Here is a 24,455-nt window from a genome sequence, read left to right on the forward strand (position 1 = left end):
TGCTGGATAAAATAAACGCAATCATTAATAGTCCCATTCCATAAGGCTTGGAGTCAGTTCTCAAAAGTTTGTTCACAGAGTTATCCACAGAATCAGTGTGTAACTTTTTTGTCGATGTGATGATAAAACACTTGCCAAATTAGAGTAGTCGTTGTTCCACGTTAGAGCGTCAGTATTGCCAAAATTTGGGGATAAGCAGCACTAGGATGGTGAGGTATTCCAAACGGCCTAATAACATGGTGAAGGTCAGCAAGGCGGTACCGGCGTCGCTGACCGGAATAAAGTTATTGCTCAGCTGGCCAAACGCTGGGCCAACAACATTTAGGCAGGATGCCACAGCGCTAACCGAAGACCACAGGTCTAAACCGGTCATCATTAATGCTATCGATAGCACAACATTGGAGACAATAACAAAGAGGATAAATGCCAGCGTATTGCGAATAACAGAATCTTCAATGGGGCGGCCTTGGTAGCGTATCGAAAAGACGCCGCCAGGGTGAATGAGTCGGCGCACTTCGCGGCGGACTAATTTGAATAAAATAACAATGCGGATGATTTTACTGCCGCCAGCGGTAGAGCCTGCACAACCGCCAAAAAAACCACTAACAAGCAACAAAAATAGCGCCGCCAATGGCCAGGCGGTAAAGTTTTCACCGCCAAAGCCGGTACTGGTCATAAACGAGATCAGGATAAAAAATGCATGATTCAGTGTTCGTAACATCGAAGGATCATGGCTGGCGGTTAAAATAACCGCAAAGATAGCCAAGCCAAGAAACAGCAGAATGCCAAAGAAAGCGCGCGTTTCTTCATTTTTTAAATAGGGCGAAACTCGTTTAACGCGAAAAAAGTGGTAATGCAGCGCAAAGTTAACTGCGCCGGCAATCATAAAAAAATCGCTGATAAGATAGATTAATTCGCTTTCAAAATAGCCCAAGCTGGCATCGTGGGTGGAAAAGCCGCCGGTCGATACGGTCGAAAAGCTGTGGCTAATGGCATCGAAAAAGCTCATGCCTGCTAGGTAGTAAGCAATAGCACATAATATGGTAATGGCACTGTAGACAATCCATAAGTACTGCGCCGTGTGTACGGTACGGGAAACTAATTTGTCGTCTTTCATCGGCCCTGGCACTTCAGCCTTTAATAGCTTCATGCCGCCGACGTTGAGTGTTGGCAAAACCGCGACGACAAAAATGACGATACCTAAACCGCCGAGCCACTGCAGAAATTGTCGATACAACAAGAAGCTGTGCGGCATGCTGTCCAGCCCAGTTAACACTGTCGCGCCAGTGGTTGTTAATGCACTGAAGGACTCAAAAATAGCATCGACTGCCGATACGTGGGTGACTTCAGCAATAGGAATGGCAGCGCAAAAACCGATAATGAGCCAGGCTAACACGGCAAAAAATGGCGCCGTGCGGCCCTTAATAATGATCGGCTTTTTATGCGAGACGAGCCAAAGAGTAAAAGCCACCGCCAGTAATTGAATACCAGGAACAACAAAGGTGTTTTTTAGATGGTCGGCAAAAACAAACAGCGATAGATAACCAAATACGATAAACACCGTACCGATGATTGCCAGTGGTAAAACCGACAATGACACGATGCTGAGCAAATTGAAGGGCGTACGATTCGTGCTAAAACCGACCATATACTTACACCAATGATCTCTCGAACCTAGTTGGGATGGCGCGGCTCGTTGAGCGTTTTCGTGACTGGAATGAAGGGTCAAAAGTGTGCCATGCCTTCTTTGCCATGCCAATAGCCATTGCAATAGGGTGCTGAAGAGTTTGGTGTTTGCAGCCCAGTATTGCCAGCAATGGCTTGAGCGTAGGCTGTGACGATGCCTTCCATATCGATTTGGCTGGGCGATATGCGAATCGAATCAACGCCCATTTCATCTAGGGTCGTAACCTGATCGAGCAAATCAAGGATTAAACCCGACTGAGTTTGAATGCCGTTTAGATTAAATAGGCGCTGTTGTTCACGGTTATCAACCGCAATGCCAGTAGGGTAGTCGATACAGATTTTTTTGCAGGCATCCTTTTCTCGCTCGTGTGCTCGTGCTGTAAAACAACGAGCAGACAACGCCAACGGTAAATAGCCGTGCACCATCACTTCGGTGCGCAGCGGCAGTTGGTGTTGATTAATCTCAGTTAATAATCGTTGTAGCGGTTGCTGCCCCAGCTCGACCGGCAAAGTCCAATGGCTCATGCCATCGGCCTGTAATTGCTTGAGGCTTTCAATGTTATAGAGGTTTAAATAGGGCCCGCCAATAAAGGTTTTTTGTTGCTGAAAGCAATATTCTGCCGCCGCCAGATCGTTAGCTTCTATTAAATAGTCGCTGTCTTTGCACAGGCTTTTAATGGCTTTCAGTTCTGACTCTGCCTCTACCAATGCCAATGTGCTCATGACGACTTCCTTGCCTGCGTCGCTGAGCTGCTCAGCTAGGTTTAGCCAGTCTTCATTACGTAGTTCTCGGCGTTTAGAGCAGATGGTTTCGCCCAGACAAATTCGATCCACAGGCCATTCTGCTGCCTGCTTATAAAACTGGAAAACGGTTTCTTTCGGCCAGTAAAAAGGAATGGGTGCCAGAGTAATTTGCATACATAAGTCCAGATCAATAGAGGGTGTTATCGCAATGGCTTGATAAAGCTGAGCGGTTTATTGCCAGTTTCGTTCATAAGCGCCAAGGGTGATTTGCGAGCCTTCGGAGACGGCCAATAATTGTTGCTGCCATTGGCTGTCGACCTTAAAGCTTTCTTGGTGGCTGAGGTAATGGTCAATCGCCTGTCGCCAAACACGAACCACTTGCGCGACGTAAGCCGGACTGCGCTGACGGCCTTCAATTTTTAATGCCTTAATGCCAGAGGCATGTAGCCGAGGCAAAATATCCAAAGTATTAAGGCTGGTCGGTTCTTCTAGCACGTGGAATTGCTTGCCCAGTGCCTGAAATCGACCCTTGCAGAGTGTTGGGTAGCCTGCGGTTTCTGCTTCACTGTATTGGTCGATCAGTACATCGTTTAGCCGCGCTTTGAGCGTTGTGCCATCATTTTGCCAAGCAACGTATTTGGCTGGAGAGCAAGCGCCGACCGTATTCGGCGATTCGCCGGTCAGGTATGAACTTAAGTAGCAACGGCCTTCGGCCATCACGCAGAGGCTGCCAAAGGCAAACACTTCCAACTCAACAGGGCTGCTTTTGGCTAACGCTTCCACTTGCGGTAATGAAAGTACGCGCGGCAACACAGCGCGTTGAATATTAAAATGTCGCTGATAAAACGCCAGTGCCGCAGCGTTGGTGGCAGAAGCTTGCACCGAAAGATGTAATGTTTGCTCTGGGTGTCGCGTGCTTAGATAACCAAGTACAGCAGGATCGGCTGCGATAATCGCGTCGGCGCCCAGCTCAACGGCAGAGTCTGCCGCCTGTTGCCATTTGCTCCAGTGTTCGTCGTTGGCGTAAGTGTTGATCGCGACAAAGAGTTTTACACCCTTGTCTCGCGCCAATTGAAGCGCCTTTTGCGCCGCCTTGTCGTTAAAGTTTAAGCCAGAAAAATGCCGAGCGTTGGTTTCATCTTTGAACCCTAAATACACCGCATCGGCACCGTTTTCTACCGCGGCTTTAAAGGCATTGAGACTACCGGCGGGACAGACAAGCTCCATACTGTTGGCTCCAAAAAAACAGCAGAGTGTAGTCCGCTTGGTTGGCCGTGCATTGATGAATATCAATGTCGCTCGGGGCCAGAGCCCGTAGTGTCGCGTTTTTATCGCTATTATTTATTGTAATTATTTATTGAAATTAAGAGTCTACCGAATGATCTTGAACCGAATACCTTCGCCGAAACAATGCTTAGACAACGCAAAAGATGCATTAGCACCCAGCGTGCATCGTCTAGCAATACAGACTAAACCACTCGAAAAAAGCCTACTCGCCAGCAGCTGGCTGTTTGCCAAATTACCGCAACCATTGCAGGCTAAGTTGTTGGCTCGGCTACTGAACCAAGCATTGGCGGAGCAAATCGATAACGGCGAACTCGACTTTTTAGCCCAGCGTTGTTGCGCCATTGAATTAAAAGACGAATCAAAAGACAACCAACAGCGTTGGCACATTGGCTTTGCTGAACAGGCTTTAATTGTAGATGCCAGCTTGCAACCCGATGTCACCATCAGTGCAACAGCCGCCGCTTTTTTGAGTTTGGTCAGCCAAAGCGTTGACCCTGACACGCTGTTTTTTCAGCGCCAGCTAGCCATCGAAGGCGATGTTGAAATGGGTTTAACCATTAAGAATTTGCTCGATGCACTCGATGAAGATGAGTTGCCAAAAGCTTGGCAAGCGATGATCAAGCAGTTACGTCGGCTGGTGGCGTTTGAGTCCGCTGTGGGTATTGGTTAGTTACGAAAAATGGTCTGGATAATATGAAAACCGAATTTGGTTTTTACTGGGCCGTGAATATCGAGCACCTTCTTTTTAAAGACTACATCGTCGAATGCTTTCACCATATCGCCACGGCGAAACTCGCCAAGGTCGCCGCCCTTTTTAGCTGAAGGGCAGGTGGAATACTGCTTAGCCAGTTTGCCAAAATCTTGGCCTTTGTTGAGTTTGGCTAAAATCTCTTCAGCTTGCTCTTTGCTTTTAACCAGAATGTGTCGGGCGCAGGCGGTGTTTGCCATGAAGCTTGAGTCCTTGTTATTTAGATCGGAAAGTTGTCATCGCTTTTTTGTTCAACACGGCGAAAGCGAATGGTGTTGGCCGGTGCCGAAGGCGAAATATCGGCAAGCGTTTCAATCCAGCTGATCAGGCGTTTTAATGCGCCCTGTTGTTTTTGATGGAACAAATAGGCGCGTTGGCCGTAGGTGTCGCGTAGGTCTTTCGATTGCAGCAAGCCAGTGAGTCGGCTCAGTAAATCTTCGTTGCCGTGTGTGATGATCACCGCCTGTTCACTGTGCATGGCTTCAACAATCGATTGGAAGTTGACGTAGTGCTCGCCCATTAACACCGGTTTTGCCAGTGCTGCTGGTTCAACTGGGTTATGGCCACCGCCCGTTTCGAGCAGGGTGTTGCCAATAAAGGCGGCGTCTGCCAAACCGAAAAAAGTCATCATCTCGCCCAGAGTATCGATTAAAAATACCGATTGATCGGCGCTCGGAATTTGCTCGTGTGAGCGGCGCGCAAACTCTAAATGGTTATTGTAAAGCAGGCCACCAACGGCATCGGCGCGTTCAGGGTGACGCGGTACCAAAATCATCAATACGTCAGGGATTTTAACCCGTAGCTTGGCTTGGATGGCAATGAGCTGTTCTTCTTCACCAACATGAGTGCTGGCGGCAATCCAGATTGGGCGGTTGCCGAGTTGCTGTTTTAATTTTTTAGTTTCCAGTGCTGCCTCTGGGTCGAGCGAGATATCGAACTTAATCGAACCGGTGACTTGCAGCTTTTTCTCGTCGAAGCCCAATTCAATAAAGCGGTTGGCATCGGGCGTGTGTTGCGCCGCGATGGCGGTTAATTTATTCAGCATTGGCTCTGTCAGTGCGCTAAAACGCTGATAGCCCTTTTTCGATTTTTCAGACAGCCGGGCGTTAGCTAAAAGCACCGGCACCTGTTGCTTATGGCAAGCATGAATTAGGTTGGGCCAAAGTTCGGTTTCGATAATCACCAGCATGCGCGGCTTCAGCTGCTTCACCAGTCGGCTTTGAATGTAGCTGATATCCCACGGCAAATAGGCGTGATAAACCGACTGACCAAACAGTTTATGCACGGTTTGCGAGCCGGTCGGAGTGGTCGAACTGATCACGATAGCAATGCCCGGGTGTTTCTGTTGCCATTGCTGCACTAGGTTTTGCGCGGCAATGGTTTCGCCGACGCTGACGGCGTGAATCCATAAGCAGCCGGTTGGAATTTCTGGCCAATGACCGAGCCGTTCAGACCAACGCTTGCGGTAGTCTGGCAGGTTGCGGCCCTTGCGCCAAAGGCGAATGAAAACTAAGGGTGTTAGGAGCCAACAAAGAAGTGAGTAGCCACTTAGGGCGAGACGTTGTTTCATAATTTACTCCAGCCAGCACGCCAATACTTCGTTTAAGTATAGGTAACCTTTGGTGGTTGTGACGATAGAATTGCTCTGCCAGTCTATAAAACCCTTTTCTTGTAGCAGTTGCAAGGTCGGTTCTATGTGCGCCAGTGGTACCGAGGTAAAGTTAATAAAGTCGGCCAAGTCGGTGCTTTCGCGCAAGCGAAGGCTATTCATAAAGTAGTCGAACGGGCGGTCTTCTAAAGGCACGCTTTCTTCAAGGCGAACCAGCGGCTTTTGCTGATTGAGGTAATCACGCGGTAAGCGAGTTTTTCGCGTCCGTGTGATGTGCAGTTCATCTGCTTGCCAATGACTGTATTTACCGTGGGCTCCCGGGCCAATGCCTAGATAGTCACCATAGCGCCAGTAGTTCAGGTTGTGTCGACATTGGCGCTGTTGTTTGGCGTAGGCAGAAACTTCATATTGGTTATAGCCTGCTTCGGCCAGCCGTTCTTGTCCTGCTTGTTGGATTTCCCAGAGCCGATCGTCGTCTGGAATCGCCGGTGGCTTGTTATAAAACTCGGTGTTTGCTTCGATGGTAAGTTGGTACCAACTCAGGTGTTCTGGTGCTAGCTCAATAGCGCTGTTGAGATCGGCTAATGCCTGCTGCAAGGTTTGCTCCGGCAAGCCATGCATTAGATCGAGATTTATGTTGTCGAAGCCTGCTTCGCGCGCCAGTGCAAATGCTGTTTTGGCTTCATCGGCGGAATGAATGCGGCCCAGTACTTTAAGGTGATCATCATTAAAACTTTGGATACCCATCGAAAGTCGATTAACTCCGGCCTTGCGATAACCAATAAAGCGATCGGCTTCTACTGTACCCGGGTTTGCTTCGAGGGTGATTTCAGCACCGTCGCTAAAGCCGACATGCTGCGCCAACAATTCAATGATGCGGCCGATGGCCTGCGCACTTAATAAGCTCGGCGTACCGCCGCCAAAAAACAATGACTCAATCTTTCGCCCTTGAGCTAAGCCTGCATCCTGTTTGATGTCTTGTTCGATGCGTTGTAAGAACTCAGCCTCGGGAATATTGTCTGCATCGGCGGCATGCGAATTGAAATCGCAGTACGGGCATTTACGAACACACCAAGGCACATGCACATAGGCTGAAAGTTTTGGCAATTCAGCCGTTGCTTGCGTGGTTAATTCAAAGCTCAAAGTAGGGTTTCCATCTTGGCTTTGAATTGTCGTACCGCCTGACCGCGATGACTGAGTTGGTTCTTGCGTTCTTTGCTTAACTCAGCAGAGCTGCATTGCTCGCTTTCGACCCAAAAAATAGGATCATAGCCAAAACCATTTTCGCCGCGCGCTGCTTCCAGCAAAGTACCTTGCCAAGTGCCTTGAATAATAATCGGCGTTGGGTCTAGCTCATGGCGAACAAAGGCCAGCACGCAATGAAAACGAGCGATGCGCTGCTCCGGCGCGACGCCTTTCATTTGCTCTAATACGAGGTTGAGGTTGGCTAAATCACCAGCTTCACCGCCGTTCATCTGCGAATAGCGCGCGCTGTAAATACCTGGCGCGCCCTTTAAGAAGTCTACTTCTAGACCGGAATCATCAGATAAAGCCGGAAGTCCGGTAGCTTTGGCGGCATGGCGAGCCTTAATAATGGCGTTCTCGATAAAGCTGAGGCCGTCTTCAACCGCGTCTTCGACACCGAATTCACGTTGCGCTTTGATCTCGATGTTCATCGGTGCAAGCAATTCATTAAACTCTTTTAACTTTCCGGCGTTATTCGAGGCGAGTACCCACTGGCGCTGACAATACATGTAAAAATCCTCTCGCTGCGCGTTGGCGCAGAGTTGTGAATGGTCATTTACCAGACCTAGGTTTGATAAAAAGGGCGCTATTGTAATGGTGTCCGCGCCAATGCCCAAACATCAATTTGCTCGGCGCCTGATTTTGCCAACAGACGAGCAATTTCGTTCACCGTTGCACCTGAGGTATAAACATCATCGACAATGGCAATATGGCGTGGCGGCTTCTCTGCCACCGTAAAGGCACCTTTTAATGCGAGGCGGCGTTGTTTTTTTGTTAAACCTTCTAGCGATTCGGTTGCCATGCTGCGCTTTAAACCCCGCCAAACCGCAAGTTGGTAATGCTTAGCAAAGTAGTCAGTTAGCCACTGTGCCTGATTAAAACCCTTTTTAAATTGCCGCCGATGATGCATCGGCACAGCCACCAAAGCCTCGGGTAAAACATAGGTTGAGTGAGTGGATTGCTCAAAATGCTCTATCCAAGCCGCGGCTAAAGCACGCCCAGCGGCGAAGTCGGCTTGGTATTTAAAACGATGAATGAGGTAGCGGCTTAAATCTTGAAAGTGCCACGCAATTCGGCTGTGTTGCCAAACGGGCGGTTTTTTTAGGCATTGTCCACAGATTAAATCGAAACAGTCTGGTTCACTGCAGCGAGGGCAAGGTGAATTAATGACAGCAAGATAACTGTGGCACACCTCGCACAATAAGCCTTGCGGTGAACTTTGTAAGCAGGCTGGGCACAACAGCGGTAATCGTGACAACAGAGCGTCCTTGCTCATCAGTACTGTCCTTTGTGAAGGTTCTTGCTGCTATCTTTCAAACAGCAGAATTAGATGTAATCGCTAAATATTACAATCTTCTATTGTGGTGAAATTGTAGTGAGTCGTATCTGTTAACTTAGTGACCATAGCGAAACCCGCTTCCAACTCGGGTTTTAGAGAGTCACAGCCCCAAGCTTCGAAATTGGCGATAACTGAACTGACTCCGTCCCGAGTCCATTCATATCGAGGTTTAAGTCTTGTATAAAAAACAAACACGTCTTCAGTCATTGAACATGTAATGGTAAGACCTCGAACGCTCTCTTTATAACTGTCACACCATTCATTTAATTCAGGCCTCATAGCATTACGATCGGCTGCTGTTTCCGGAGGTGCTTGGTATTCAGATATAGTGTTGTTGATGCGAGTTCCGGTTGTTGTACACCCTACGGCTAATAAGGCTAATACGCCGACCGCGACCAATTGCTTCATAATAATTTCTCTTGATTTTTGATATAACAGAACATTCTGCCATCTTTGCAAACCTATAGGCAATGGTTGGCATTATGCGAAGTTAATTGGTGTTTTGAATCTATTGTTCGCTAATGTTTTGTGAAGAATAAAAATTACGGCAGTTGAACTGCTGGTAAATCAATCGCACCTTCTACTCGGCAAAGACTAGAAGGTGCGAAGTGATAGTAGGCTGTAGAAATTACCTTTTTGAAAATTAGCGTTCTTGTTTTTCAATATGATAAAGCGCGACCTGACCTAAGATGTTGGGCATCAATTTAATGGCCCAGCTTTCTTCAAGGTCGGTATTTACAACCGTTCGCTGAATAATACGAATGCCTTGCTCCTTACAGAGAATTTCAAAATCCTTAAAGGTGCAGTTATGGATGTTGGGCGTGTTATACCAACGAAAAGGGAAGGTTTTAGACATCGGCATCATGCCTTTTAAGCCTAAATAAACACGCGTGGTCCAATGGCCAAAATTAGGAAAGGTGACGATGGCTCGTTTGCCAATACGCACCATTTCGTTCAGCAAAATTTCTGGGTGACGAGTCTGTTGCAATGATTGCGTCATCATCACCGTGTCGAAACTGGCATCATCCAAGTAGTCCAAACTGTCATTAAGGTCTTGATGAATAACATCAACGCCGCGCTCGGTACAGGCAATTATTTCATCGATATTAATTTCCATGCCGTAGCCGCTGGTGTTTTTCTCAGCGCTTAGATAGGCCAGTAATTCACCGTCGCCGCAACCTAGGTCGAGTACTCGGTCGTTAGTGCTAACCCAATTGGCGATGTATTTTAGATCATGACGCATGCGGCGCTGCTCCTTCAGTCGTGCCTAATTCGGCAGGGTTCAAGAAGTTCCGTAAAAAACTGAAGTACTCAGGAATGGGGAACAAGAAGGCATCGTGGCCTTGAGGGGCATCAACTTCTAAATAGGACACCGGCTTTTGCGCACGTACTAAAGCATCGACGATCTCTTTACTGCGCTCCGGTGCAAAACGCCAATCGGTAGAAAACGAAGTCACCATGAATTTACATTGGCTACGGCTGAGGCATTTGCTCAAATCGTTGTCAAAGTCGCTGGCGGGATCAAAATAGTCTAATGACTTGGTCATCAACAAATAGGAATTAGCATCGAACATGTCAGAGAATCGCTTACCCTGATAACGCAGGTAGCTTTCAATTTCAAAGTCGATTTCATAGTTAAAATTAAGTTTGCCGGTTTTTAATTCACGACCAAATTTATCGCGCATGCTGTCATCACTCAGGTAGGTGATGTGGCCGAGCATTCTCGCCAAAGCTAAGCCTTTGCGTGGCAGTGTATCGTGCTTGTAATAGTAGCCTTGGTGAAACTCGGTATCGCTGGTAATCGCTTGTCGCGCTACTTCGTTAAAGGCAATGTTTTGTGCGGTGAGCTTCGGTGCTGCTGCAATGACGGCGCATTTTTTTAACCGTTCTGGGTAGTCTATTGACCACCGCAATGCTTGCATGCCGCCTAACGAGCCACCGACAACCGCATGCCAGCAGTTAATCCCTAAACGGTCGGCTAAGCGTGCATGGCTGGTGACCCAATCACGCACAGCCATAATTGGGAATTCCGGGCCGTAAGGTTCGTTAGTTGTTGGGTCAATTGAAGTCGGCCCAGTAGAGCCGTGACAGCCGCCTAAGTTGTTCAGTGCTACAACGAAGAAATGATTAGTATCAATAGGCTTACCCGGACCAATAGCTGAATCCCACCAACCGGGTTTTTTGTCGTCCATAGAATGATAGCCAGCGGCGTGATGATGACCGCTGAGGGCGTGACAAATTAGAATGGCGTTGCTGTGATCTTTATTTAGAGTGCCGTAGGTTTCATACACTAACTGATAGCTTTCCAGTACGCGGCCACTGCGTAACGTCAGTGGCTCATCAAACTGGGCGATCTGTGGTGTGACTAGGCCAACACTGTCTGCCGGGATTTCTGTAGGCATTGAATTGCTCTTTATTTGTTATTAAGTGGTTCGTTGTTTGGTGGCTTGTTAATCCGAGGCTCGCTATCAATTTACTGGCAATAGCTTTTTGCTGTTAATAGAAGGCCAGCGAATGAGCGCTGGCCAGTATAGTGGTGGATTAGCCGCCAACAAACAAACGAGGTGTATAACCGACGACAGGACCAATGGTTTGCAGTAGCAAAAAGTCTTTGAGCAAATAGATCACAATGATCGCCAGAATAAAGGAAAGATCAAGCACGCCAATTTGTAAGTTTAAGCGACGAAACGGGCCAACGAAAGGCTCAATCATTTGAGAAATAAAATAAACAAAAGGATTGTGTTGGCCCATTAAGATAAAGCTTGCGATAGCGACAATGATCATCGACCAGTAAATAACCCAAAGGATTAGAACACCGCTAGCGATCAAACTACCGATAACCAGAGTACTAATATAGGTTGACGGATTCACTCCGTTAATGAGCAAAATTAAAACCGAATACAGTAGCTGCCCAAGGATGATCAATATTAGCGAGGCCATATCCAAGCCTGCAACGCTGGGGATAATTCGGCGCGCGGGTTTTAAAAATGGATCGGTAATTTTAACCACGGTTTGCGCCAGTGGATTATAAAAATCGGCGCGCGCCATCTGTGCTAAAAAGCGAGCCACTAAAGAGACTAAGACAATGTTAAAGGCGATGCTTAGAATCATTTGAATAAGAAACATGGAAATACTCCAATATAGGTTGGTCTAATGATTGTTTTTTCTGTCCGTGCTTTATTTTGCCAGTAGATCGGACAGCTCAACCGATCGGTCATAACAGGCACTCATCGCTTGGTCGACCCACTCATCGATGTTATTTGCTTCAAAACTACGAATAGCTCGTTCAGTGGTGCCGTTTGGAGAACATACATTTTGGCACATTTGGCTAATGCTTTCGTCCGTTTGTAGAATCATTTTAGCGGCACCCAGCATGGTTTGGCCAATTAGCTGTCGAGCTTGCTGTTCGGTTAAATTTTGCGCCAGTGCGGTTTTGGTCATGGCTTCGGCAAAGCGAAAAAAATAGGCTGGAGCACTACCTGCCGCGGCTGTCACTGCATGCAATAAATCTTCTTCTGCTACCCAGCAGAATTCGCCAATAGCTTGAAAAATATGTTCGGCAAAGGCTCGTTGCTGTTGGTTCGCTAACGGGTTTGCAAATAAGCCAGTGGCGCCAGCGCTGACCAGCGCGGGTGTGTTTGGCATGGTGCGAATAATAGCCAGTTCGCCACCCAACCATTGATCAATACTGCTGGATGGAATGGCGGCAACGACACTGAGAATCAGTGGACGCTGTTGTTGCGCCAGTTCGGCCAATGGCTCCAGTACGCTTTTGAGTACTTGAGGCTTAACGGCAAGCACAATGGCATCGCTCCAAGCGAAAAGCTCCGCTGCATCCTGAGTTGTATGGCAGCCGCGCGCGCTAAAGCGCTCAAGTTGAGCCTCGTTGAGGTCGCACACCATGATTGCTTCGGGGTTGTAGCCGCTGTCGATTAAGCCGCTATTTATCGCATTGGCCATGTTGCCGCCGCCGAGGAATCCGAGTTTTTGTTGCTTCAATGCACTGCTCCTGAGTCGTTGTTGAGTGCTGCCTTGGGTCATCGAGGTCGAAGTCTTAAGCTAACTACGTTTGCCAAAAATATCGCTGCCCACTCTGACCATCGTTGCGCCAGCTTGGATGGCGAGTTCAAAATCGCTGCTCATGCCCATCGATAATTCTTTGCAATCTGGATGCTCTTTAATAAGGGCTTGTTGCAGTTTTTTCAATTCTTGGAATTGCGCCAGCCTGTGCTGTTCACTGAGCTGCGCTTCTAAAATAGTCATCAGTCCGCGTAGCCGAACATTTGGCAGTACTGATATCTGTTTGGCCAGTGTGACTGCCTGCGCCGCGGTGACACCAGATTTTGCCGGATCTTGACTGATGTTTACCTGAATCAACAGATTTAATGGCGGCTTTTCTGGTGGGCGTTGGTCGCTGAGTCGGCGTGCGATTTTTTCACGATCGATGGTGTGCACCCAATCAAAATGCTCGGCGATGAGTTTGGTCTTGTTAGACTGTAGTGGGCCAATAAAGTGCCAGATGGCGTCGTCAAACGGGGCTTGCTGGCACTTTTCGACACCTTCTTGGGCGTAGTTTTCGGCAAACTGGCGATGACCTGCTTGGTACAGGGTAATGATGTCGGCTAACGGTTTGGTTTTGCTGACCGCCAATAGCGCGACATCATCGCAGTTTCGCTTTGTTTTGCTGCAAGCTTCGACTATGCGTTGATTGACGGATGCGAGTTGAGATTCAAGCTGAGGCGCTGACATGATAGTTCTCTACGTTATTGAATTACAGCAGGGCTAATAAATTACACTAGGGCTAAATTTCTACCTAGCCAGAGTCACTGGCCGTGTTAAGCTCATTTGTCTGACTATTCTATCAGAAAGCACAGCACTTAGATCATGGGTTAATGTGGAGTAACGAATGGAAATTACCGATTTATTGGCGTTTAGTGTGAAACAGGGCGCCTCCGATTTACATCTTTCGGCTGGCTTGCCGCCCATGATACGGGTCGATGGTGACGTGTTAAAAATTAATGCGCCTGTGCTTTCAAATGACGATGCCCAAAAATTGATCTATTCGGTGATGTCGGACAAACAGATTGAGGACTTTAAAGCCAGCTTAGAGTTGGACTTGTCGTTTGATCTAGAAGGCGTTGCGCGCTTTCGAGTCAACGCCTTTCATCAGCAGCGAGGCGTTGGTGCGGTTTTTCGAACCATTCCTAATCAGATTGTAACGATGAGCGATTTGCAGATGGGCCCAGTGTTTGAGCAGATTTGCCAAACCGCGCGTGGTATCTGTTTAGTAACCGGGCCGACAGGTTCTGGTAAATCGACAACCTTGGCCGCGATGGTTAACTACATTAACGAGACTCGACAAGAGCATATTCTCACCATCGAAGATCCAATTGAGTTTGTTCATGAGTCGAAAAAGTGTCTGGTTAATCAGCGAGAAGTGCATCGCGATACCTTAGGTTTTAGTGAGGCTTTGCGCGCCGCATTACGTGAAGATCCAGATGTGATATTGGTTGGCGAAATGCGAGATTTGCAGACTATTCGCTTAGCCTTGGAAGCCGCTGAGACCGGACACCTCGTGTTTGCCACCTTGCATACTCAGTCGGCGGCGAAGTCGATCGACCGGATTATTGATGTTTTCCCTGCCGAAGAGAAGTCGGTGGTGCGCTCCATGTTGTCAGAATCACTGATGGCGGTAATCTCTCAAACACTGGTGAAAAAGCCAGAAGGTGGCCGAGTCGCGGCTCGGGAAATTATGCTCGGTACGCCGGCTATTCGTAATCTGATTCGTGAAGATAAAGTAGCGCAGATGTATTCGGCCATTCAGACCGGAGCTCAGTTTGGTATGCAAACGTTGGATCAGCATTTATCCGAACTGGTGGCTCAAGGGGTGATTAGCTTAGACGCAGCCAAAGCTAAGGCGAAACAGCCAGAGTCGATCTAGTGGTTGTTAAGTTCTAGCCTTGTTGATCGCTCATTCGTGCCAGCAGCGCCTGTTTTTTTGCAGTCAGTTTTTGATTGTTAGGGTGCTGTTTAAGTTCTTTTTCTAGATAGTTGAGCGCTTCGGCATCTTTGGCTAGCGCTTCAAACACGGCCACCTTTTCAATAATCGCATCAATTTCAGATTTGCTCGGCTTTACTGGACGCCTTCTACTAAAGGTGCGCAAGTATTGAATCAATACAATAGTCAGCATGATAATACCGATGGAAATAAACGACATAAAAAGCTCTCCTCTATCTATGTCTTATGTCAGCTTAATAGATTGTCAGCTTAATGCATTCGGCGGCAGCGAGGAAAGGTATGTCTAATCAAGGTAAGAGAATAGAGGTTTGTGTGACGCAACGATTGCTACAGGGTGACTCGGGTTGTCCGCTTTATATTATGGCGCACGGCGCCGGTGCGCCGATGGATTCGCCCTTTATGAATGCCATGGCCGAAGGTTTGGTGGCGCAAGGTATTCGAGTTCTGCGTTTCGAGTTTGACTATATGTACCAACGGCGGCAGACCGGTAAAAAGCGGCCACCGGAGCGTGCCGATAAATTGCTAGCCTGTTTCCAACGAGTTATCGATGAGGCTGCTGCGGATGAGCCTGTTGTCATTGGTGGTAAGTCGATGGGCGGTCGCATGGCAACGTTGTTAGCTGCCGAACGAGATGTCGCTGGCGTTGCAGTCTTAGGTTACCCTTTTCATGCGTTGGGCAAACCCGATAAGTTGCGAGTTGAGCACTTTGCAGATCTGTCTGCCCCGGTACTTATTTGTCAGGGCGAGCGAGACCCAATGGGTAATGCTTTAGAGGTTGCCGAATACGATTTACCGGCTCAGATCAGGGTGCAGTGGTTTGCCGATGGCGATCACGACCTCAAACCGCGTAAGGCTAGCGGCTTGACTCATGAACAACATATGCAGAGCGCGATTGAAGCGGTTGCTGGTTTTATAAAAGAATGCGTATAACGCTATAAAGCAGTGCGTATAAAGCTGGATTCTCAGCAGCTCTGTGCGATCGATCAGTCAGATTAATTAAAGAAATAAATTAAGGAAGCCATCAATGTTGCAATATATGACCATTCCCGTCACTGAGCTTATGCAAAACTGCTCGTTGGTTTGGTGCGATGAAACCAATGAAGCGGTGTTGGTTGATCCGGGCGGCGAGCCTGATCGTCTAATGCAGGCAGTTGAGGATAAGGGGTTGACGCTGACGGCTATTTGGTTAACGCATGGCCACCTTGATCATGCTGGTGGAGCGCAAACTATTCGTGAACAGCTTTCGGTTCCGGTGATTGGTCCTGGCCCTGAAGATGAGTTTCTGCTGCAGTCGATAGAGCAGCAATGCCAGATGTTTGGTCTCAGTGGCTTGCGTAATGTCAGCACCGACCGTTATTTAGCCGAAGGCGATGAGCTGGTGGTTGGTAATCATCGATTAACAGTATTACAAACGCCGGGTCATACGCCGGGTCATTTATCCTTTATTCATGACCAGCAAAAACTGGCTTGGGTTGGTGATGTGTTATTTGCTGGCTCGATTGGTCGAACCGATTTTGAGCGCAGTAATCATGAACACCTTATTCGCTCCGTTGCAGAGAAGCTTTGGCCGTTGAGCGATGAGTATCGTTTTATTCCGGGTCATGGCCCTGAATCGACCTTCGCTGAACAGAAGCAATCTAACCCTTATGTCAGCTTAGCTGCCTTGGCCGCGCGCAACGCTTAGTGGGCTGTTTATCAGTTGGCTAAAGCAGAGGGCTGGCTAACTGAATTAGGTTTTCGAGTAGTCGCTGATAGCGCGGTCGTTTTTGCCATTGGCCTATCGTTAGGTGGTCGGAGCGCTCGCGGTATTGCTCGATTTGACTCAGCACTTCAGCAGAGAAATCCTCGTCATCAACAATCAGGGTCGCTTCAAAGTTTAGCCAGATGGAGCGCATGTCGAGATTGACCGAGCCGATCAGCACCAGGTGTCGATCAACAATGACGGTTTTGGTATGCAGCAAGCCGTCCTTAAACAGCAGCAGTCTGACACCGGCTTGCAGTAACTCGAGATAAAACGAACGACCAGCGTAATCGGCTAGTCGACTGTCGTTTTTTGCCGGCACTATGATGGTAACGTCTAGGCCTCTTTTTGCCGCCGACTTAAGTGCTTGCAGTAATGCTTCATCCGGCACAAAGTAAGGCGTCGTAATCATGACCGACTCTCGGGCGTTGTGAATGCCGGTAAGCAGCACTTGCAACAGCACTTCGTCATCCAGCGCAGGCCCGCTTGGTAACAGTTGCATGAGGTTATCGTCTTTGACGGCTTTGAATTCTGGCGCTTGCAGGTGTTTTTCTAGGCGTTTGCCGGTCTCCATTTCCCAATCAAAGATTAACGTCCCCTGGATAACTTTGGCGATGTCGCCCTCAAGCCTGACCATCATATCGACCCAAGGCCCAACACCAGATTGCGTTTTAAAGTAGCTAGGATCGGCAAGATTCATCGAGCCGGTGTAAGCAATGCTGTTGTCGATAGACACCAGTTTGCGATGTTGGCGTATGTCCTGTCGGCGAAAGGCCATGCGCAATAGGTTGGCATGCAGAGCGTCGACCAGTTGCACCCTTGCCGCGATAAGTTGTTTAGCATGTTTAGAGTGCAAAAACCGATTCGAGCCGACACTGTCGAGCATCATGTAGACATCAACACCGCGTCGACTAGCATGCTGCAGCGCTGTGAGTACTGGCAATAGCGCGCCTTCAGCTTCGACGATATAAAACTCCATGAAAATGCTGTGCTGTGCTTGATCGATATCTTTAATCAGTCGCTCGAAGACATCACTGGCTTCGCAGTGCAGTGACCAGCGACTGCCGACAATGATTGGCATGCCTAGGCTGCCGCGGGTCAATTCCATCACTGGGCGCAGCACAGGACGGGCGGGCGAGAGGTTTTGTTGTTCCAGTAAGATATGTTCAAGCCAATGCGAATAATAGCTGAACAGCTCGTCAGCGCGTTTGGCTCTTAAATGGCCAAGGTAGCGTTCACCGAGTAACAGGTAAGCGAATATTCCGCCGACAGGAATAATATAAAGAAATAACAGCCATGCGAGTGAAACGCCAACTGGGCGGCGCTTCATAAGGATACGCAGTGTCAGTGCGATTAAGGCCGCGGCATAAAGCCAGAGACCTATGCTGACCAACCATTGCCAGTTCATAAGGGTTACATTATTTGAAGTATTTGCATCAGTGTATCGATTTTCACTTGCAGGTGATAGCGAGCGGTTTTTGGTGCGCCATTGGTCGAGTGCTTAGTCGAGTTATTTGTGAATTATGTAACGAATTGTAATTTCTGACAGGCTAATGGATTTAAGTTGTTGTTTTTAAGTCTGTTTTCCCACGGAAACTAGTGATTGACAGGGTTGCACCAGATAAATACAATACGCCTCCCTCAAATTTGAGGGTCTTAACGCTGTTTAACAATCTTGGAGCTTTGGTCACATGCAGAACCAAAAGATCAGAATTCGCTTGAAAGCATTCGATCATCGATTGATCGATGTGTCGACTCAAGAAATTGTCGACACGGCGAAGCGTACAGGCGCGCAGGTGCGTGGTCCGATTCCACTGCCTACACGAAAAGAACGCTTCACTGTGCTGATCTCTCCGCACGTGAATAAGGATGCCCGTGATCAGTACGAAATTCGTACTCACAAGCGCATGCTAGATATTGTTGAGCCAACTGAAAAGACAGTCGATGCACTGCGTAAGTTGGACTTGGCAGCAGGTGTGGATATTCAAATTAGTCTTGGCTAATGCGAATTGAGAAGTAGTAAAAAGTAGAAATCTCTACTGTAACGGCCCTGATGAAAGTTGGGGCGGCCATAGCGGGTTTTAGCCCCGTACATAGAGGATGTTAAAAATGTCAATTGGTTTAATTGGCCGTAAAGCAGGTATGACTCGGGTTTTTACCGAGCAAGGTAGTTCAATACCTGTAACGGTTGTCGAGGTAGAGCCAAATCGCATTTCTCAGGTTAAAACTGAAGATGCCGATGGTTATTCTGCCGTCCAGCTAACCGCTGGTAAAAAGCGTGCTAATCACGTTAGCAAAGCAGAGGCAGGTCACTTTGCAAAAGCTAATGTTGAAATGGGTACGTTGACTCGTGAGTTTAGAGTAGCGGATGTTTCAGAGTTTGAAGCAGGTAAAGAGCTTACTGTAGCCTTATTTGAAGCGGGTCAGAAAGTTGATGTGATCGGTACCTCCAAGGGTAAAGGTTTCGCTGGTGGCATTAAGCGCCACAACTTTCACATGCAAGATGCAACTCATGGTAACTCGCTTTCTCACCGCGCTCCCGGTTCTATCGGTCAGTGTCAGACGCCTGGTCGTGTCTGGAAAGGTAAGAAAATGGCAGGTCACATGGGTGCAGAGCGTAAGACGGTTCAATCTGTTGAAGTCGTACGTGTTGATGCAGAACGTAACTTGTTACTTATTAAAGGTGGTGTTCCGGGCGCAACTGGTTCACACGTTTTTGTTCAACCAGCAGTTAAAGGCTAAGGGGTAGCAATGGATATTCAAGTTGCAAACGCTAAGTCAAAGGTTGAATTAAACGATGCAACCTTTGGTAAAGAATATAATGAAGCTTTAGTGCACCAGGTAGTGACCGCTTATTTGGCGGGCGCGCGACAGGGTTCTGTTGCGACTAAAAACCGTTCTGCGGTTGCTGGTGGCGGTGCTAAGCCATGGCGTCAAAAGGGTACGGGCCGTGCTCGTGCAGGTACTATTCGTTCACCTATCTGGGTTGGCGGTGGTCATACTTTTGCTCGCTCTCAACAAAACTGGACTCAGAAAGTAAACAAAAAGATGTATCGCGGTGCGATGAAATCTATTTTGTCTGAGCTAGTTCGTCAGGAGCGTTTGGTTGTGGTTGAAGATCTTAAGTTCGATCAACCAAAAACTAAGGCTTTCTTGGCAAAAATGAAAGATTTCAATGTCTCTAATGCTTTGATTGTTGCGGATGAGGTTGATCAAAATCTTTATCTTTCGGCACGTAACGTACCACACGTAGAAGTTAGCGATGTTGCTGGTGTTAACCCAGTGAATCTTGTTGCTTACGAAAAAGTAGTGGTAACTGTTGCTGCGATTGAAAAACTACAGGAGGTGTTCGCATGAATCAGGAACGCATCTATCAGGTCGTTTTCGGACCGCACATCTCTGAAAAAGCGACTATCGTAGCTGAAGATAACAGCCAATATGTATTCCGCGTAGCAAACGATGCCACTAAGCCTGAAATTCGTAAGGCTGTTGAGCAATTGTTTGACGTTAAAGTGGAATCCGTTCGCACACTTATCCAGAAGGGTAAAACCAAGCGCACTCAGCGCGGTATGGGTAAGCGTAACGACGTTAAAAAGGCTTACGTTCGTCTAGCAGCAGGTCAGGAAATTGATTTCCTGGCGGCAGAATAAGGTAGGGGTGTCGAGCAATGGCAATTGTCAAAGCAAAACCGACGTCAGCAGGACGTCGTCACCTAACTAAAGTAGTTAATGCTGAGTTACACAAAGGTGCTCCTCATGCTGCGTTAGTTGAGAAAAAGTCTAAAACTGGTGGTCGTAACAACAACGGTCGCATTACAACTCGTCACATTGGTGGTGGTCATAAGCACCATTACCGTGTTGTTGATTTCAAACGCAACAAAGACGGTGTTGAAGCGAAAGTTGAGCGTCTTGAATACGATCCAAACCGTTCTGCGCACATTGCGTTGGTTTGTTACTTGGACGGTGAGCGTCGTTACGTTCTCGCGCCAAACGGTCTAAAAGCAGGAGATAAAATTATCTCTGGCGAACATGCACCAATTAAAATTGGTAACAGCATGCCGTTACGTAGCATTCCTGTAGGTTCGGTTGTACACAACGTTGAATTGAAGCCTGGTAAGGGTGGTCAGCTGGCTCGTTCAGCCGGTACATCAATTCAATTGGTTGCACGTGAAGGCTCTTACGCAACCTTGCGTCTTCGTTCAGGCGAAATGCGCAAAGTGTTGTCAGATTGTCGTGCAACTCTCGGTGAAGTTAGTAACTCCGAGCACAGCTTACGCCAGTTAGGTAAAGCCGGTGCAACTCGTTGGCGTGGTGTTCGTCCAACAGTTCGTGGTGTTGCAATGAACCCGGTAGATCACCCACATGGTGGTGGTGAAGGTCGTACCTCTGGTGGTCGTCACCCTGTTACACCTTGGGGTGTGCCTACAAAAGGTTACAAGACTCGTAAAAACAAGCGCACGGACAAGTATATCGTTCGTCGTCGCTCTAAATAATTGAATTAAGAGGAAAAGGCTGTGCCACGTTCACTTAAGAAAGGTCCATTTGTTGACCTGCACTTGATGAAAAAGGTAGAGGCTGCACTGGAAGCAGGCGAAAAGCGTCCAATTAAAACTTGGTCGCGTCGCTCCACAATCTTCCCAGATTTTGTTGGGTTGACCTTTGCAGTCCATAATGGCCGTCAACATGTGCCTGTGTTTGTAACCGAAGATATGGTTGGACACAAGTTGGGCGAGTTTGCATTAACTCGTACTTACAAGGGTCATGCTGCGGATAAAAAAGCGAAGCGTTAAGGAGTAGATGAGATGGAAACACAAGCTGTATTGCGCGGTGCGCGTCTGTCTGCTCAGAAGGGTCGTCTAATTGCGGATCTTATCCGTGGTAAGGCGGTCGCTGAAGCTTTGGATATTTTGACTTTTAGCCCGAAAAAAGGTGCTGACCTTTTCAAGAAGGTTTTAGAGTCTGCCATTGCTAACGCTGAGCATAACAACGGTGCTGATATCGACGAGTTAACTGTGTCGACTGTATTCGTAGATGAAGGCATGACAATGAAACGTATTCGCCCACGTGCGAAAGGTCGTGCGGATCGTATCTTAAAACGTACGAGCCACATTACGGTCAAAGTTGCCGAGCAGAATTAAGAGGAGTCAATCAAATGGGTCAAAAGGTTCATCCGACTGGTATCCGACTCGGCATCACTAAAGACCATAATTCGGTCTGGTATGCAGGTTCAGATACTTATTCAGATAAGCTATTGAACGACATCGAAGTTCGTAGCTATCTAGAAAAGAAACTAGAGAAAGCCTCTGTAAGCAAGATTGTTATTGAACGTCCTGCGCAGAACGCAAAAATCTCTATTCATACCGCTCGCCCAGGTATTGTGATCGGTAAGAAAGGTGAAGATGTGGAAGTTCTTCGTCAAGATTTGACGAAGATGATGGGTATTCCTGTCCACATCAACATCGAAGAGATTCGTAAGCCTGATTTAGACGGCAAGTTAGTTGCTCAGTCTATTGCAGGTCAGCTAGAGCGTCGCGTTATGTTCCGTCGTGCTATGAAGCGCGCGATGCAAAATGCAATGCGTTCAGGTGCTGAAGGTATTCGTGTTGAAGTAAGTGGTCGTTTAGGCGGTGCAGAAATTGCTCGTTCTGAATGGTACTTAGAAGGTCGAGTTCCGTTGCACACACTACGTGCCGATATCGATTACGCGACTGCAGAAGCGAACACCACTTATGGTGTTATCGGTGTAAAAGTTTGGATTTTCAAAGGTGAAGTTTTAGGTGGTATCGAACAAGTTCGTGCCCAAGCTAAAGCAGCTCCTAAGAAAAACCAGAAGCGATAAGGGGTACGTAGATGTTACAGCCAAAACGTACAAAATTCCGCAAGATGATGAAAGGCCGCAATCGTGGTCTGGCAGAACGCGGAAGTAAAGTTAGCTTCGGTGAATACGCGCTAAAAGCCACCGGTCGCGGTCGTATTACGGCTCGCCAGATCGAGGCAGCACGTCGTGCAATGACCCGTCACGTTAAGCGTGGTGGTAAAATTTGGATCCGTGTATTCCCGGACAAGCCGATTACTCGTAAGCCTCTAGAGGTTCGTCAGGGTAAAGGTAAAGGTAATGTTGAATACTGGGTTTGCCAGGTTCAGCCAGGCAAGGTTTTATACGAAATGGAAGGTGTTGACGAAGAGATCGCACGCGAAGCATTCCGCTTAGCTGCTGCGAAGATTCCAGTAGCTACCACTTTCGTTAAGCGACAGGTGATGTGATGAACGCTAAAGATCTTCGTGAAAAATCTGTAGACGAGTTGAACACCACTCTGCTGGACTTGCTACGCGATCAATTCAAATATCGCATGCAAAAGGCGACGGGTCAGATGACTCAGACGCATTTGCTTCCGCAAGTCCGCAAGGACATTGCTCGTGTTAAAACTGTACTAAACGAGAAAGCAGGTGCTTGATATGTCTGAGAAAACAACTCGTACCGTAACTGGTCAAGTCGTCAGCGATAAAGCTGACAAGACAATCACAGTATTGCTTGAGCGCAAAGTGAAGCATCCTATTTATGGGAAATTCGTTAAGCGTTCAACCAAGATCCACGCTCATGATGAAAATAATGACTGTGGTTTGGGTGATACTGTGACTGTCGAAGAGTGCCGTCCGATGTCCAAGTCTAAGACCTGGCGGTTGGTAAGTATCGACGAACGCGCAGTCCGCGTTTAATTCGGGAGTTTGAGAGATGATCCAAACAGAATCCGTATTGGATGTAGCAGACAACAGCGGTGCCAAACGAGTCCAGTGTATTAAGGTCTTGGGTGGTTCACACCGTCGTTATGCTCACATTGGCGACCTGATTAAAGTTTCCGTGAAAGAAGCAATTCCTCGCGGCAAAGTTAAGAAAGGTCAAGTGATGAACGCAGTTGTTGTTCGCACTAAAAAAGGTGTTCGTCGTCCGGATGGTTCTATCATTCGTTTCGATACGAACTCAGCAGTATTGTTGAACGCGTCTAACGCTCCGGTAGGTACTCGTATCTTCGGTCCTGTTACTCGTGAACTACGTACTGAAAAATTCATGAAAATCATTTCCCTGGCACCGGAAGTACTTTAAGCCCCTTACGGGGCTTTCGTATGAGACGGAAGCAGGAAGTGGAGACAAATAATGCGTAAGTTAATTAAAGGCGATGAAGTTGTAGTTATCGCTGGCAAGGATAAAGGTAAGCGCGGCAAAATTACTTCGGTAATTTTTGACGCTAAGAAAGGCGACAAGTTTTTAGTGTCTGGTGTCAATATGATTAAAAAACACCAGAAGCCAAACCCACAGGCGCAAGTCGTGGGCGGCATCATTGAAAAAGAAGCTCCAATTGCAGTTTCTAATGTTGCTATCTTCAACCCGGAAACTAATAAAGGTGACCGTGTTGGCTTCAAGACGAATGAAGACGGAACTAAGGTTCGCATCTTCAAATCCACTAACAAAGTTATCGGTGAATAAGGGATACGACTATGTCTAGACTTAAAGATCTATACAAAGCTGATGTTGTGCCCGCGCTTTTAAAAGAGTTCGGTTACGCAAACGTCATGGAAGTGCCACGCGTCACCAAAGTAACTTTGAACATGGGTGTCGGTGAAGCGTTAGGCGACAAAAAGCAATTGGAAAGTGCTGTTAAAGATTTAGAAGCGATCTCTGGTCAAAAAGTTGTTGTGACCAAGGCTCGTAAATCTGTTGCAGGCTTTAAAGTTCGTGAAGGTTGGCCGATTGGTGCCAAGGTAACACTACGTAAAGAACGTATGTGGGAATTCTTGGATCGTTTGGTTGACATTTCTTTACCTCGTGTACGTGACTTCCGCGGTATTAACCCTAAGTCATTCGATGGGCGTGGTAACTACAGCATGGGTGTTAAAGAGCAGATCATCTTCCCAGAGATCGAATACGATAAAGTGGATAAGTTGCGTGGTATGGACATTACCATCACTACAACTGCTCGCACCAATGACGAAGGCCGCGCTCTATTGAAAGCGTTGTCCTTCCCATTCAAAAGCTAAGGGG

General features: G+C 47.6%; 34 protein-coding genes. 18 read left to right on the top strand and 16 right to left on the bottom strand.

The genetic code is table 11. The features are described from left to right. Positions 1-169: 169 nt before the first annotated feature. The 3 genes from FME95_RS12970 to ubiU form a co-directional block, all read right to left on the bottom strand. Positions 170-1,648 carry a TrkH family potassium uptake protein gene (locus tag FME95_RS12970; RefSeq protein WP_147714924.1) on the bottom strand — a complete coding sequence of 493 codons (1,479 nt, stop codon included), beginning with the start codon at positions 1,646-1,648 and terminating at the stop codon, positions 170-172. 77 nt (positions 1,649-1,725) lie between these two features. Continuing rightward, complete coding sequence (locus FME95_RS12975; protein WP_147714925.1) at positions 1,726-2,604, bottom strand: U32 family peptidase; 879 nt, start codon at positions 2,602-2,604, stop codon at positions 1,726-1,728. A 57-nt stretch (positions 2,605-2,661) separates the two neighbouring features. Beyond that, complete coding sequence (gene ubiU, locus FME95_RS12980) at positions 2,662-3,657, bottom strand: ubiquinone anaerobic biosynthesis protein UbiU (RefSeq protein ID WP_147714926.1); 996 nt, start codon at positions 3,655-3,657, stop codon at positions 2,662-2,664. A gap of 151 nt (positions 3,658-3,808) precedes the next feature. On the opposite strand from ubiU, the gene ubiT reads away from it, so the two are divergent. Further along, positions 3,809-4,387 (top strand): ubiquinone anaerobic biosynthesis accessory factor UbiT, encoded by a 579-nt coding sequence (ubiT, locus tag FME95_RS12985; RefSeq protein ID WP_147714927.1) that lies wholly within the window; start codon positions 3,809-3,811, stop codon positions 4,385-4,387. On the opposite strand, the gene FME95_RS12990 is transcribed toward ubiT, so the two are convergent. From FME95_RS12990 to FME95_RS13040, 11 genes are all read right to left on the bottom strand, one after another. Further along, positions 4,384-4,665 carry a peptidylprolyl isomerase gene (locus FME95_RS12990; RefSeq protein ID WP_147714928.1) on the bottom strand — a complete coding sequence of 94 codons (282 nt, stop codon included), beginning with the start codon at positions 4,663-4,665 and terminating at the stop codon, positions 4,384-4,386. The two genes, ubiT and FME95_RS12990, sit on opposite strands and share 4 nt — an antisense overlap. Positions 4,666-4,685: 20 nt before the next feature. Next, positions 4,686-6,035, bottom strand: coding sequence for a lipid IV(A) 3-deoxy-D-manno-octulosonic acid transferase (gene waaA, locus FME95_RS12995; protein WP_147714929.1), 1,350 nt, complete (start codon positions 6,033-6,035; stop codon positions 4,686-4,688). 3 nt (positions 6,036-6,038) lie between these two features. Continuing rightward, positions 6,039-7,217 (bottom strand): radical SAM family heme chaperone HemW, encoded by a 1,179-nt coding sequence (gene hemW / locus FME95_RS13000; protein WP_147714930.1) that lies wholly within the window; start codon positions 7,215-7,217, stop codon positions 6,039-6,041. After that, positions 7,214-7,828: an RdgB/HAM1 family non-canonical purine NTP pyrophosphatase gene (gene rdgB, locus FME95_RS13005; protein WP_147714931.1), complete on the bottom strand. Its 615-nt coding sequence runs from the start codon at positions 7,826-7,828 to the stop codon at positions 7,214-7,216. The genes hemW and rdgB overlap by 4 nt, the downstream gene beginning before the upstream one ends. Positions 7,829-7,905: 77 nt before the next feature. Next, positions 7,906-8,595 carry a ComF family protein gene (locus tag FME95_RS13010; protein WP_147714932.1) on the bottom strand — a complete coding sequence of 230 codons (690 nt, stop codon included), beginning with the start codon at positions 8,593-8,595 and terminating at the stop codon, positions 7,906-7,908. 63 nt (positions 8,596-8,658) lie between these two features. Next, a complete protein-coding gene (locus FME95_RS13015) occupies positions 8,659-9,066 on the bottom strand; it encodes a hypothetical protein (RefSeq protein WP_147714933.1) in 408 nt (135 codons plus the stop codon). Between the two features lie 235 nt (positions 9,067-9,301). Then, positions 9,302-9,901, bottom strand: coding sequence for a methionine biosynthesis protein MetW (metW, locus tag FME95_RS13020; protein WP_147714934.1), 600 nt, complete (start codon positions 9,899-9,901; stop codon positions 9,302-9,304). Further along, a complete protein-coding gene (metX, locus tag FME95_RS13025; RefSeq protein WP_147714935.1) occupies positions 9,891-11,060 on the bottom strand; it encodes a homoserine O-succinyltransferase MetX in 1,170 nt (389 codons plus the stop codon). Before metX ends, metW begins: the two co-directional genes overlap by 11 nt. Before the next feature lie 139 nt (positions 11,061-11,199). Next, the gene (locus FME95_RS13030) at positions 11,200-11,784 is read right to left on the bottom strand and encodes a YggT family protein (protein WP_147714936.1); all 585 of its coding nucleotides are present in this window, start codon (positions 11,782-11,784) and stop codon (positions 11,200-11,202) included. 51 nt (positions 11,785-11,835) lie between these two features. Next, on the bottom strand, positions 11,836-12,657 hold the full coding sequence (gene proC / locus FME95_RS13035; protein WP_187265532.1) for a pyrroline-5-carboxylate reductase: 822 nt from the start codon (positions 12,655-12,657) through the stop codon (positions 11,836-11,838). A gap of 60 nt (positions 12,658-12,717) precedes the next feature. Next, positions 12,718-13,407 (bottom strand): YggS family pyridoxal phosphate-dependent enzyme, encoded by a 690-nt coding sequence (locus tag FME95_RS13040; protein ID WP_147714938.1) that lies wholly within the window; start codon positions 13,405-13,407, stop codon positions 12,718-12,720. Positions 13,408-13,564: 157 nt separating this feature from the next. Between FME95_RS13040 and FME95_RS13045 the strand changes: the two genes are divergently transcribed. Then, a complete protein-coding gene (locus FME95_RS13045; protein WP_147714939.1) occupies positions 13,565-14,599 on the top strand; it encodes a type IV pilus twitching motility protein PilT in 1,035 nt (344 codons plus the stop codon). Positions 14,600-14,612: 13 nt separating this feature from the next. Here the strand turns inward: FME95_RS13045 and FME95_RS13050 are convergent, their stop codons facing one another. Then, positions 14,613-14,876: a hypothetical protein gene (locus FME95_RS13050; protein WP_147714940.1), complete on the bottom strand. Its 264-nt coding sequence runs from the start codon at positions 14,874-14,876 to the stop codon at positions 14,613-14,615. An 80-nt stretch (positions 14,877-14,956) separates the two neighbouring features. Here FME95_RS13050 and FME95_RS13055 point away from each other — a divergent pair, with 80 nt between their 5' ends. Together FME95_RS13055 and FME95_RS13060 are read left to right on the top strand one after the other, a co-directional pair. Next, entirely contained in the window at positions 14,957-15,607 is a 651-nt protein-coding gene (locus tag FME95_RS13055) for an alpha/beta family hydrolase (protein WP_187265533.1), read from the top strand. Between the two features lie 94 nt (positions 15,608-15,701). After that, positions 15,702-16,361: an MBL fold metallo-hydrolase gene (locus FME95_RS13060; protein WP_147714941.1), complete on the top strand. Its 660-nt coding sequence runs from the start codon at positions 15,702-15,704 to the stop codon at positions 16,359-16,361. Positions 16,362-16,380: 19 nt separating this feature from the next. Here FME95_RS13060 and cls read toward each other — a convergent pair whose 3' ends face one another. After that, on the bottom strand, positions 16,381-17,826 hold the full coding sequence (gene cls / locus FME95_RS13065) for a cardiolipin synthase (RefSeq protein ID WP_147714942.1): 1,446 nt from the start codon (positions 17,824-17,826) through the stop codon (positions 16,381-16,383). Positions 17,827-18,109: 283 nt separating this feature from the next. On the opposite strand from cls, the gene rpsJ reads away from it, so the two are divergent. From rpsJ to rplE, 14 genes are all read left to right on the top strand, one after another. Further along, the gene (gene rpsJ, locus FME95_RS13070; RefSeq protein ID WP_147714943.1) at positions 18,110-18,421 is read left to right on the top strand and encodes a 30S ribosomal protein S10; all 312 of its coding nucleotides are present in this window, start codon (positions 18,110-18,112) and stop codon (positions 18,419-18,421) included. A gap of 106 nt (positions 18,422-18,527) precedes the next feature. Then, positions 18,528-19,160, top strand: a complete 633-nt coding sequence (gene rplC, locus FME95_RS13075) for a 50S ribosomal protein L3 (protein WP_147714944.1) — start codon at positions 18,528-18,530, stop codon at positions 19,158-19,160. 9 nt (positions 19,161-19,169) lie between these two features. After that, positions 19,170-19,775, top strand: a complete 606-nt coding sequence (rplD, locus tag FME95_RS13080) for a 50S ribosomal protein L4 (RefSeq protein ID WP_147714945.1) — start codon at positions 19,170-19,172, stop codon at positions 19,773-19,775. Then, complete coding sequence (gene rplW, locus FME95_RS13085; protein WP_147714946.1) at positions 19,772-20,068, top strand: 50S ribosomal protein L23; 297 nt, start codon at positions 19,772-19,774, stop codon at positions 20,066-20,068. The genes rplD and rplW overlap by 4 nt, the downstream gene beginning before the upstream one ends. Before the next feature lie 17 nt (positions 20,069-20,085). Further along, positions 20,086-20,910, top strand: a complete 825-nt coding sequence (rplB, locus tag FME95_RS13090; protein WP_147714947.1) for a 50S ribosomal protein L2 — start codon at positions 20,086-20,088, stop codon at positions 20,908-20,910. Between the two features lie 21 nt (positions 20,911-20,931). Further along, positions 20,932-21,207 carry a 30S ribosomal protein S19 gene (rpsS, locus tag FME95_RS13095; protein WP_132703083.1) on the top strand — a complete coding sequence of 92 codons (276 nt, stop codon included), beginning with the start codon at positions 20,932-20,934 and terminating at the stop codon, positions 21,205-21,207. 12 nt (positions 21,208-21,219) lie between these two features. After that, positions 21,220-21,555: a 50S ribosomal protein L22 gene (gene rplV / locus FME95_RS13100; protein ID WP_147714948.1), complete on the top strand. Its 336-nt coding sequence runs from the start codon at positions 21,220-21,222 to the stop codon at positions 21,553-21,555. A 14-nt stretch (positions 21,556-21,569) separates the two neighbouring features. Next, positions 21,570-22,256 carry a 30S ribosomal protein S3 gene (gene rpsC / locus FME95_RS13105; protein WP_147714949.1) on the top strand — a complete coding sequence of 229 codons (687 nt, stop codon included), beginning with the start codon at positions 21,570-21,572 and terminating at the stop codon, positions 22,254-22,256. A gap of 11 nt (positions 22,257-22,267) precedes the next feature. Then, the gene (gene rplP / locus FME95_RS13110; protein ID WP_147714950.1) at positions 22,268-22,681 is read left to right on the top strand and encodes a 50S ribosomal protein L16; all 414 of its coding nucleotides are present in this window, start codon (positions 22,268-22,270) and stop codon (positions 22,679-22,681) included. Further along, positions 22,681-22,872, top strand: a complete 192-nt coding sequence (gene rpmC / locus FME95_RS13115) for a 50S ribosomal protein L29 (protein WP_147714951.1) — start codon at positions 22,681-22,683, stop codon at positions 22,870-22,872. The genes rplP and rpmC overlap by 1 nt, the downstream gene beginning before the upstream one ends. Before the next feature lies 1 nt (position 22,873). Continuing rightward, positions 22,874-23,134 (top strand): 30S ribosomal protein S17, encoded by a 261-nt coding sequence (gene rpsQ / locus FME95_RS13120; RefSeq protein ID WP_147714952.1) that lies wholly within the window; start codon positions 22,874-22,876, stop codon positions 23,132-23,134. A gap of 16 nt (positions 23,135-23,150) precedes the next feature. Beyond that, on the top strand, positions 23,151-23,519 hold the full coding sequence (gene rplN, locus FME95_RS13125) for a 50S ribosomal protein L14 (protein ID WP_147714953.1): 369 nt from the start codon (positions 23,151-23,153) through the stop codon (positions 23,517-23,519). A 51-nt stretch (positions 23,520-23,570) separates the two neighbouring features. Further along, positions 23,571-23,900 (top strand): 50S ribosomal protein L24, encoded by a 330-nt coding sequence (rplX, locus tag FME95_RS13130; protein WP_147714954.1) that lies wholly within the window; start codon positions 23,571-23,573, stop codon positions 23,898-23,900. 11 nt (positions 23,901-23,911) lie between these two features. Next, positions 23,912-24,451: a 50S ribosomal protein L5 gene (gene rplE, locus FME95_RS13135; protein ID WP_147714955.1), complete on the top strand. Its 540-nt coding sequence runs from the start codon at positions 23,912-23,914 to the stop codon at positions 24,449-24,451. Positions 24,452-24,455: the final 4 nt, after the last annotated feature.

This window comes from Reinekea thalattae (assembly GCF_008041945.1).
In the GTDB taxonomy this organism is placed as follows: domain Bacteria; phylum Pseudomonadota; class Gammaproteobacteria; order Pseudomonadales; family Natronospirillaceae; genus Reinekea; species Reinekea thalattae.

Coding starts and splice junctions, on each gene's coding strand:
- FME95_RS12970 (WP_147714924.1), bottom strand. CDS start 1,648: ATGGTCGGTTTTAGCACGAATCGTACGCCCTTCAATTTGCTCAGCATC.
- FME95_RS12975 (WP_147714925.1), bottom strand. CDS start 2,604: ATGCAAATTACTCTGGCACCCATTCCTTTTTACTGGCCGAAAGAAACC.
- ubiU (WP_147714926.1), bottom strand. CDS start 3,657: ATGGAGCTTGTCTGTCCCGCCGGTAGTCTCAATGCCTTTAAAGCCGCG.
- ubiT (WP_147714927.1), top strand. CDS start 3,809: ATGATCTTGAACCGAATACCTTCGCCGAAACAATGCTTAGACAACGCA.
- FME95_RS12990 (WP_147714928.1), bottom strand. CDS start 4,665: ATGGCAAACACCGCCTGCGCCCGACACATTCTGGTTAAAAGCAAAGAG.
- waaA (WP_147714929.1), bottom strand. CDS start 6,035: ATGAAACAACGTCTCGCCCTAAGTGGCTACTCACTTCTTTGTTGGCTC.
- rdgB (WP_147714931.1), bottom strand. CDS start 7,828: ATGTATTGTCAGCGCCAGTGGGTACTCGCCTCGAATAACGCCGGAAAG.
- FME95_RS13010 (WP_147714932.1), bottom strand. CDS start 8,595: ATGAGCAAGGACGCTCTGTTGTCACGATTACCGCTGTTGTGCCCAGCC.
- FME95_RS13015 (WP_147714933.1), bottom strand. CDS start 9,066: ATGAAGCAATTGGTCGCGGTCGGCGTATTAGCCTTATTAGCCGTAGGG.
- metW (WP_147714934.1), bottom strand. CDS start 9,901: ATGCGTCATGATCTAAAATACATCGCCAATTGGGTTAGCACTAACGAC.
- metX (WP_147714935.1), bottom strand. CDS start 11,060: ATGCCTACAGAAATCCCGGCAGACAGTGTTGGCCTAGTCACACCACAG.
- FME95_RS13030 (WP_147714936.1), bottom strand. CDS start 11,784: ATGTTTCTTATTCAAATGATTCTAAGCATCGCCTTTAACATTGTCTTA.
- FME95_RS13040 (WP_147714938.1), bottom strand. CDS start 13,407: ATGTCAGCGCCTCAGCTTGAATCTCAACTCGCATCCGTCAATCAACGC.
- FME95_RS13045 (WP_147714939.1), top strand. CDS start 13,565: ATGGAAATTACCGATTTATTGGCGTTTAGTGTGAAACAGGGCGCCTCC.
- FME95_RS13050 (WP_147714940.1), bottom strand. CDS start 14,876: ATGTCGTTTATTTCCATCGGTATTATCATGCTGACTATTGTATTGATT.
- FME95_RS13055 (WP_187265533.1), top strand. CDS start 14,957: ATGTCTAATCAAGGTAAGAGAATAGAGGTTTGTGTGACGCAACGATTG.
- FME95_RS13060 (WP_147714941.1), top strand. CDS start 15,702: ATGTTGCAATATATGACCATTCCCGTCACTGAGCTTATGCAAAACTGC.
- cls (WP_147714942.1), bottom strand. CDS start 17,826: ATGAACTGGCAATGGTTGGTCAGCATAGGTCTCTGGCTTTATGCCGCG.
- rpsJ (WP_147714943.1), top strand. CDS start 18,110: ATGCAGAACCAAAAGATCAGAATTCGCTTGAAAGCATTCGATCATCGA.
- rplC (WP_147714944.1), top strand. CDS start 18,528: ATGTCAATTGGTTTAATTGGCCGTAAAGCAGGTATGACTCGGGTTTTT.
- rplD (WP_147714945.1), top strand. CDS start 19,170: ATGGATATTCAAGTTGCAAACGCTAAGTCAAAGGTTGAATTAAACGAT.
- rplW (WP_147714946.1), top strand. CDS start 19,772: ATGAATCAGGAACGCATCTATCAGGTCGTTTTCGGACCGCACATCTCT.
- rplB (WP_147714947.1), top strand. CDS start 20,086: ATGGCAATTGTCAAAGCAAAACCGACGTCAGCAGGACGTCGTCACCTA.
- rplV (WP_147714948.1), top strand. CDS start 21,220: ATGGAAACACAAGCTGTATTGCGCGGTGCGCGTCTGTCTGCTCAGAAG.
- rpsC (WP_147714949.1), top strand. CDS start 21,570: ATGGGTCAAAAGGTTCATCCGACTGGTATCCGACTCGGCATCACTAAA.
- rplP (WP_147714950.1), top strand. CDS start 22,268: ATGTTACAGCCAAAACGTACAAAATTCCGCAAGATGATGAAAGGCCGC.
- rpmC (WP_147714951.1), top strand. CDS start 22,681: ATGAACGCTAAAGATCTTCGTGAAAAATCTGTAGACGAGTTGAACACC.
- rpsQ (WP_147714952.1), top strand. CDS start 22,874: ATGTCTGAGAAAACAACTCGTACCGTAACTGGTCAAGTCGTCAGCGAT.
- rplN (WP_147714953.1), top strand. CDS start 23,151: ATGATCCAAACAGAATCCGTATTGGATGTAGCAGACAACAGCGGTGCC.
- rplX (WP_147714954.1), top strand. CDS start 23,571: ATGCGTAAGTTAATTAAAGGCGATGAAGTTGTAGTTATCGCTGGCAAG.
- rplE (WP_147714955.1), top strand. CDS start 23,912: ATGTCTAGACTTAAAGATCTATACAAAGCTGATGTTGTGCCCGCGCTT.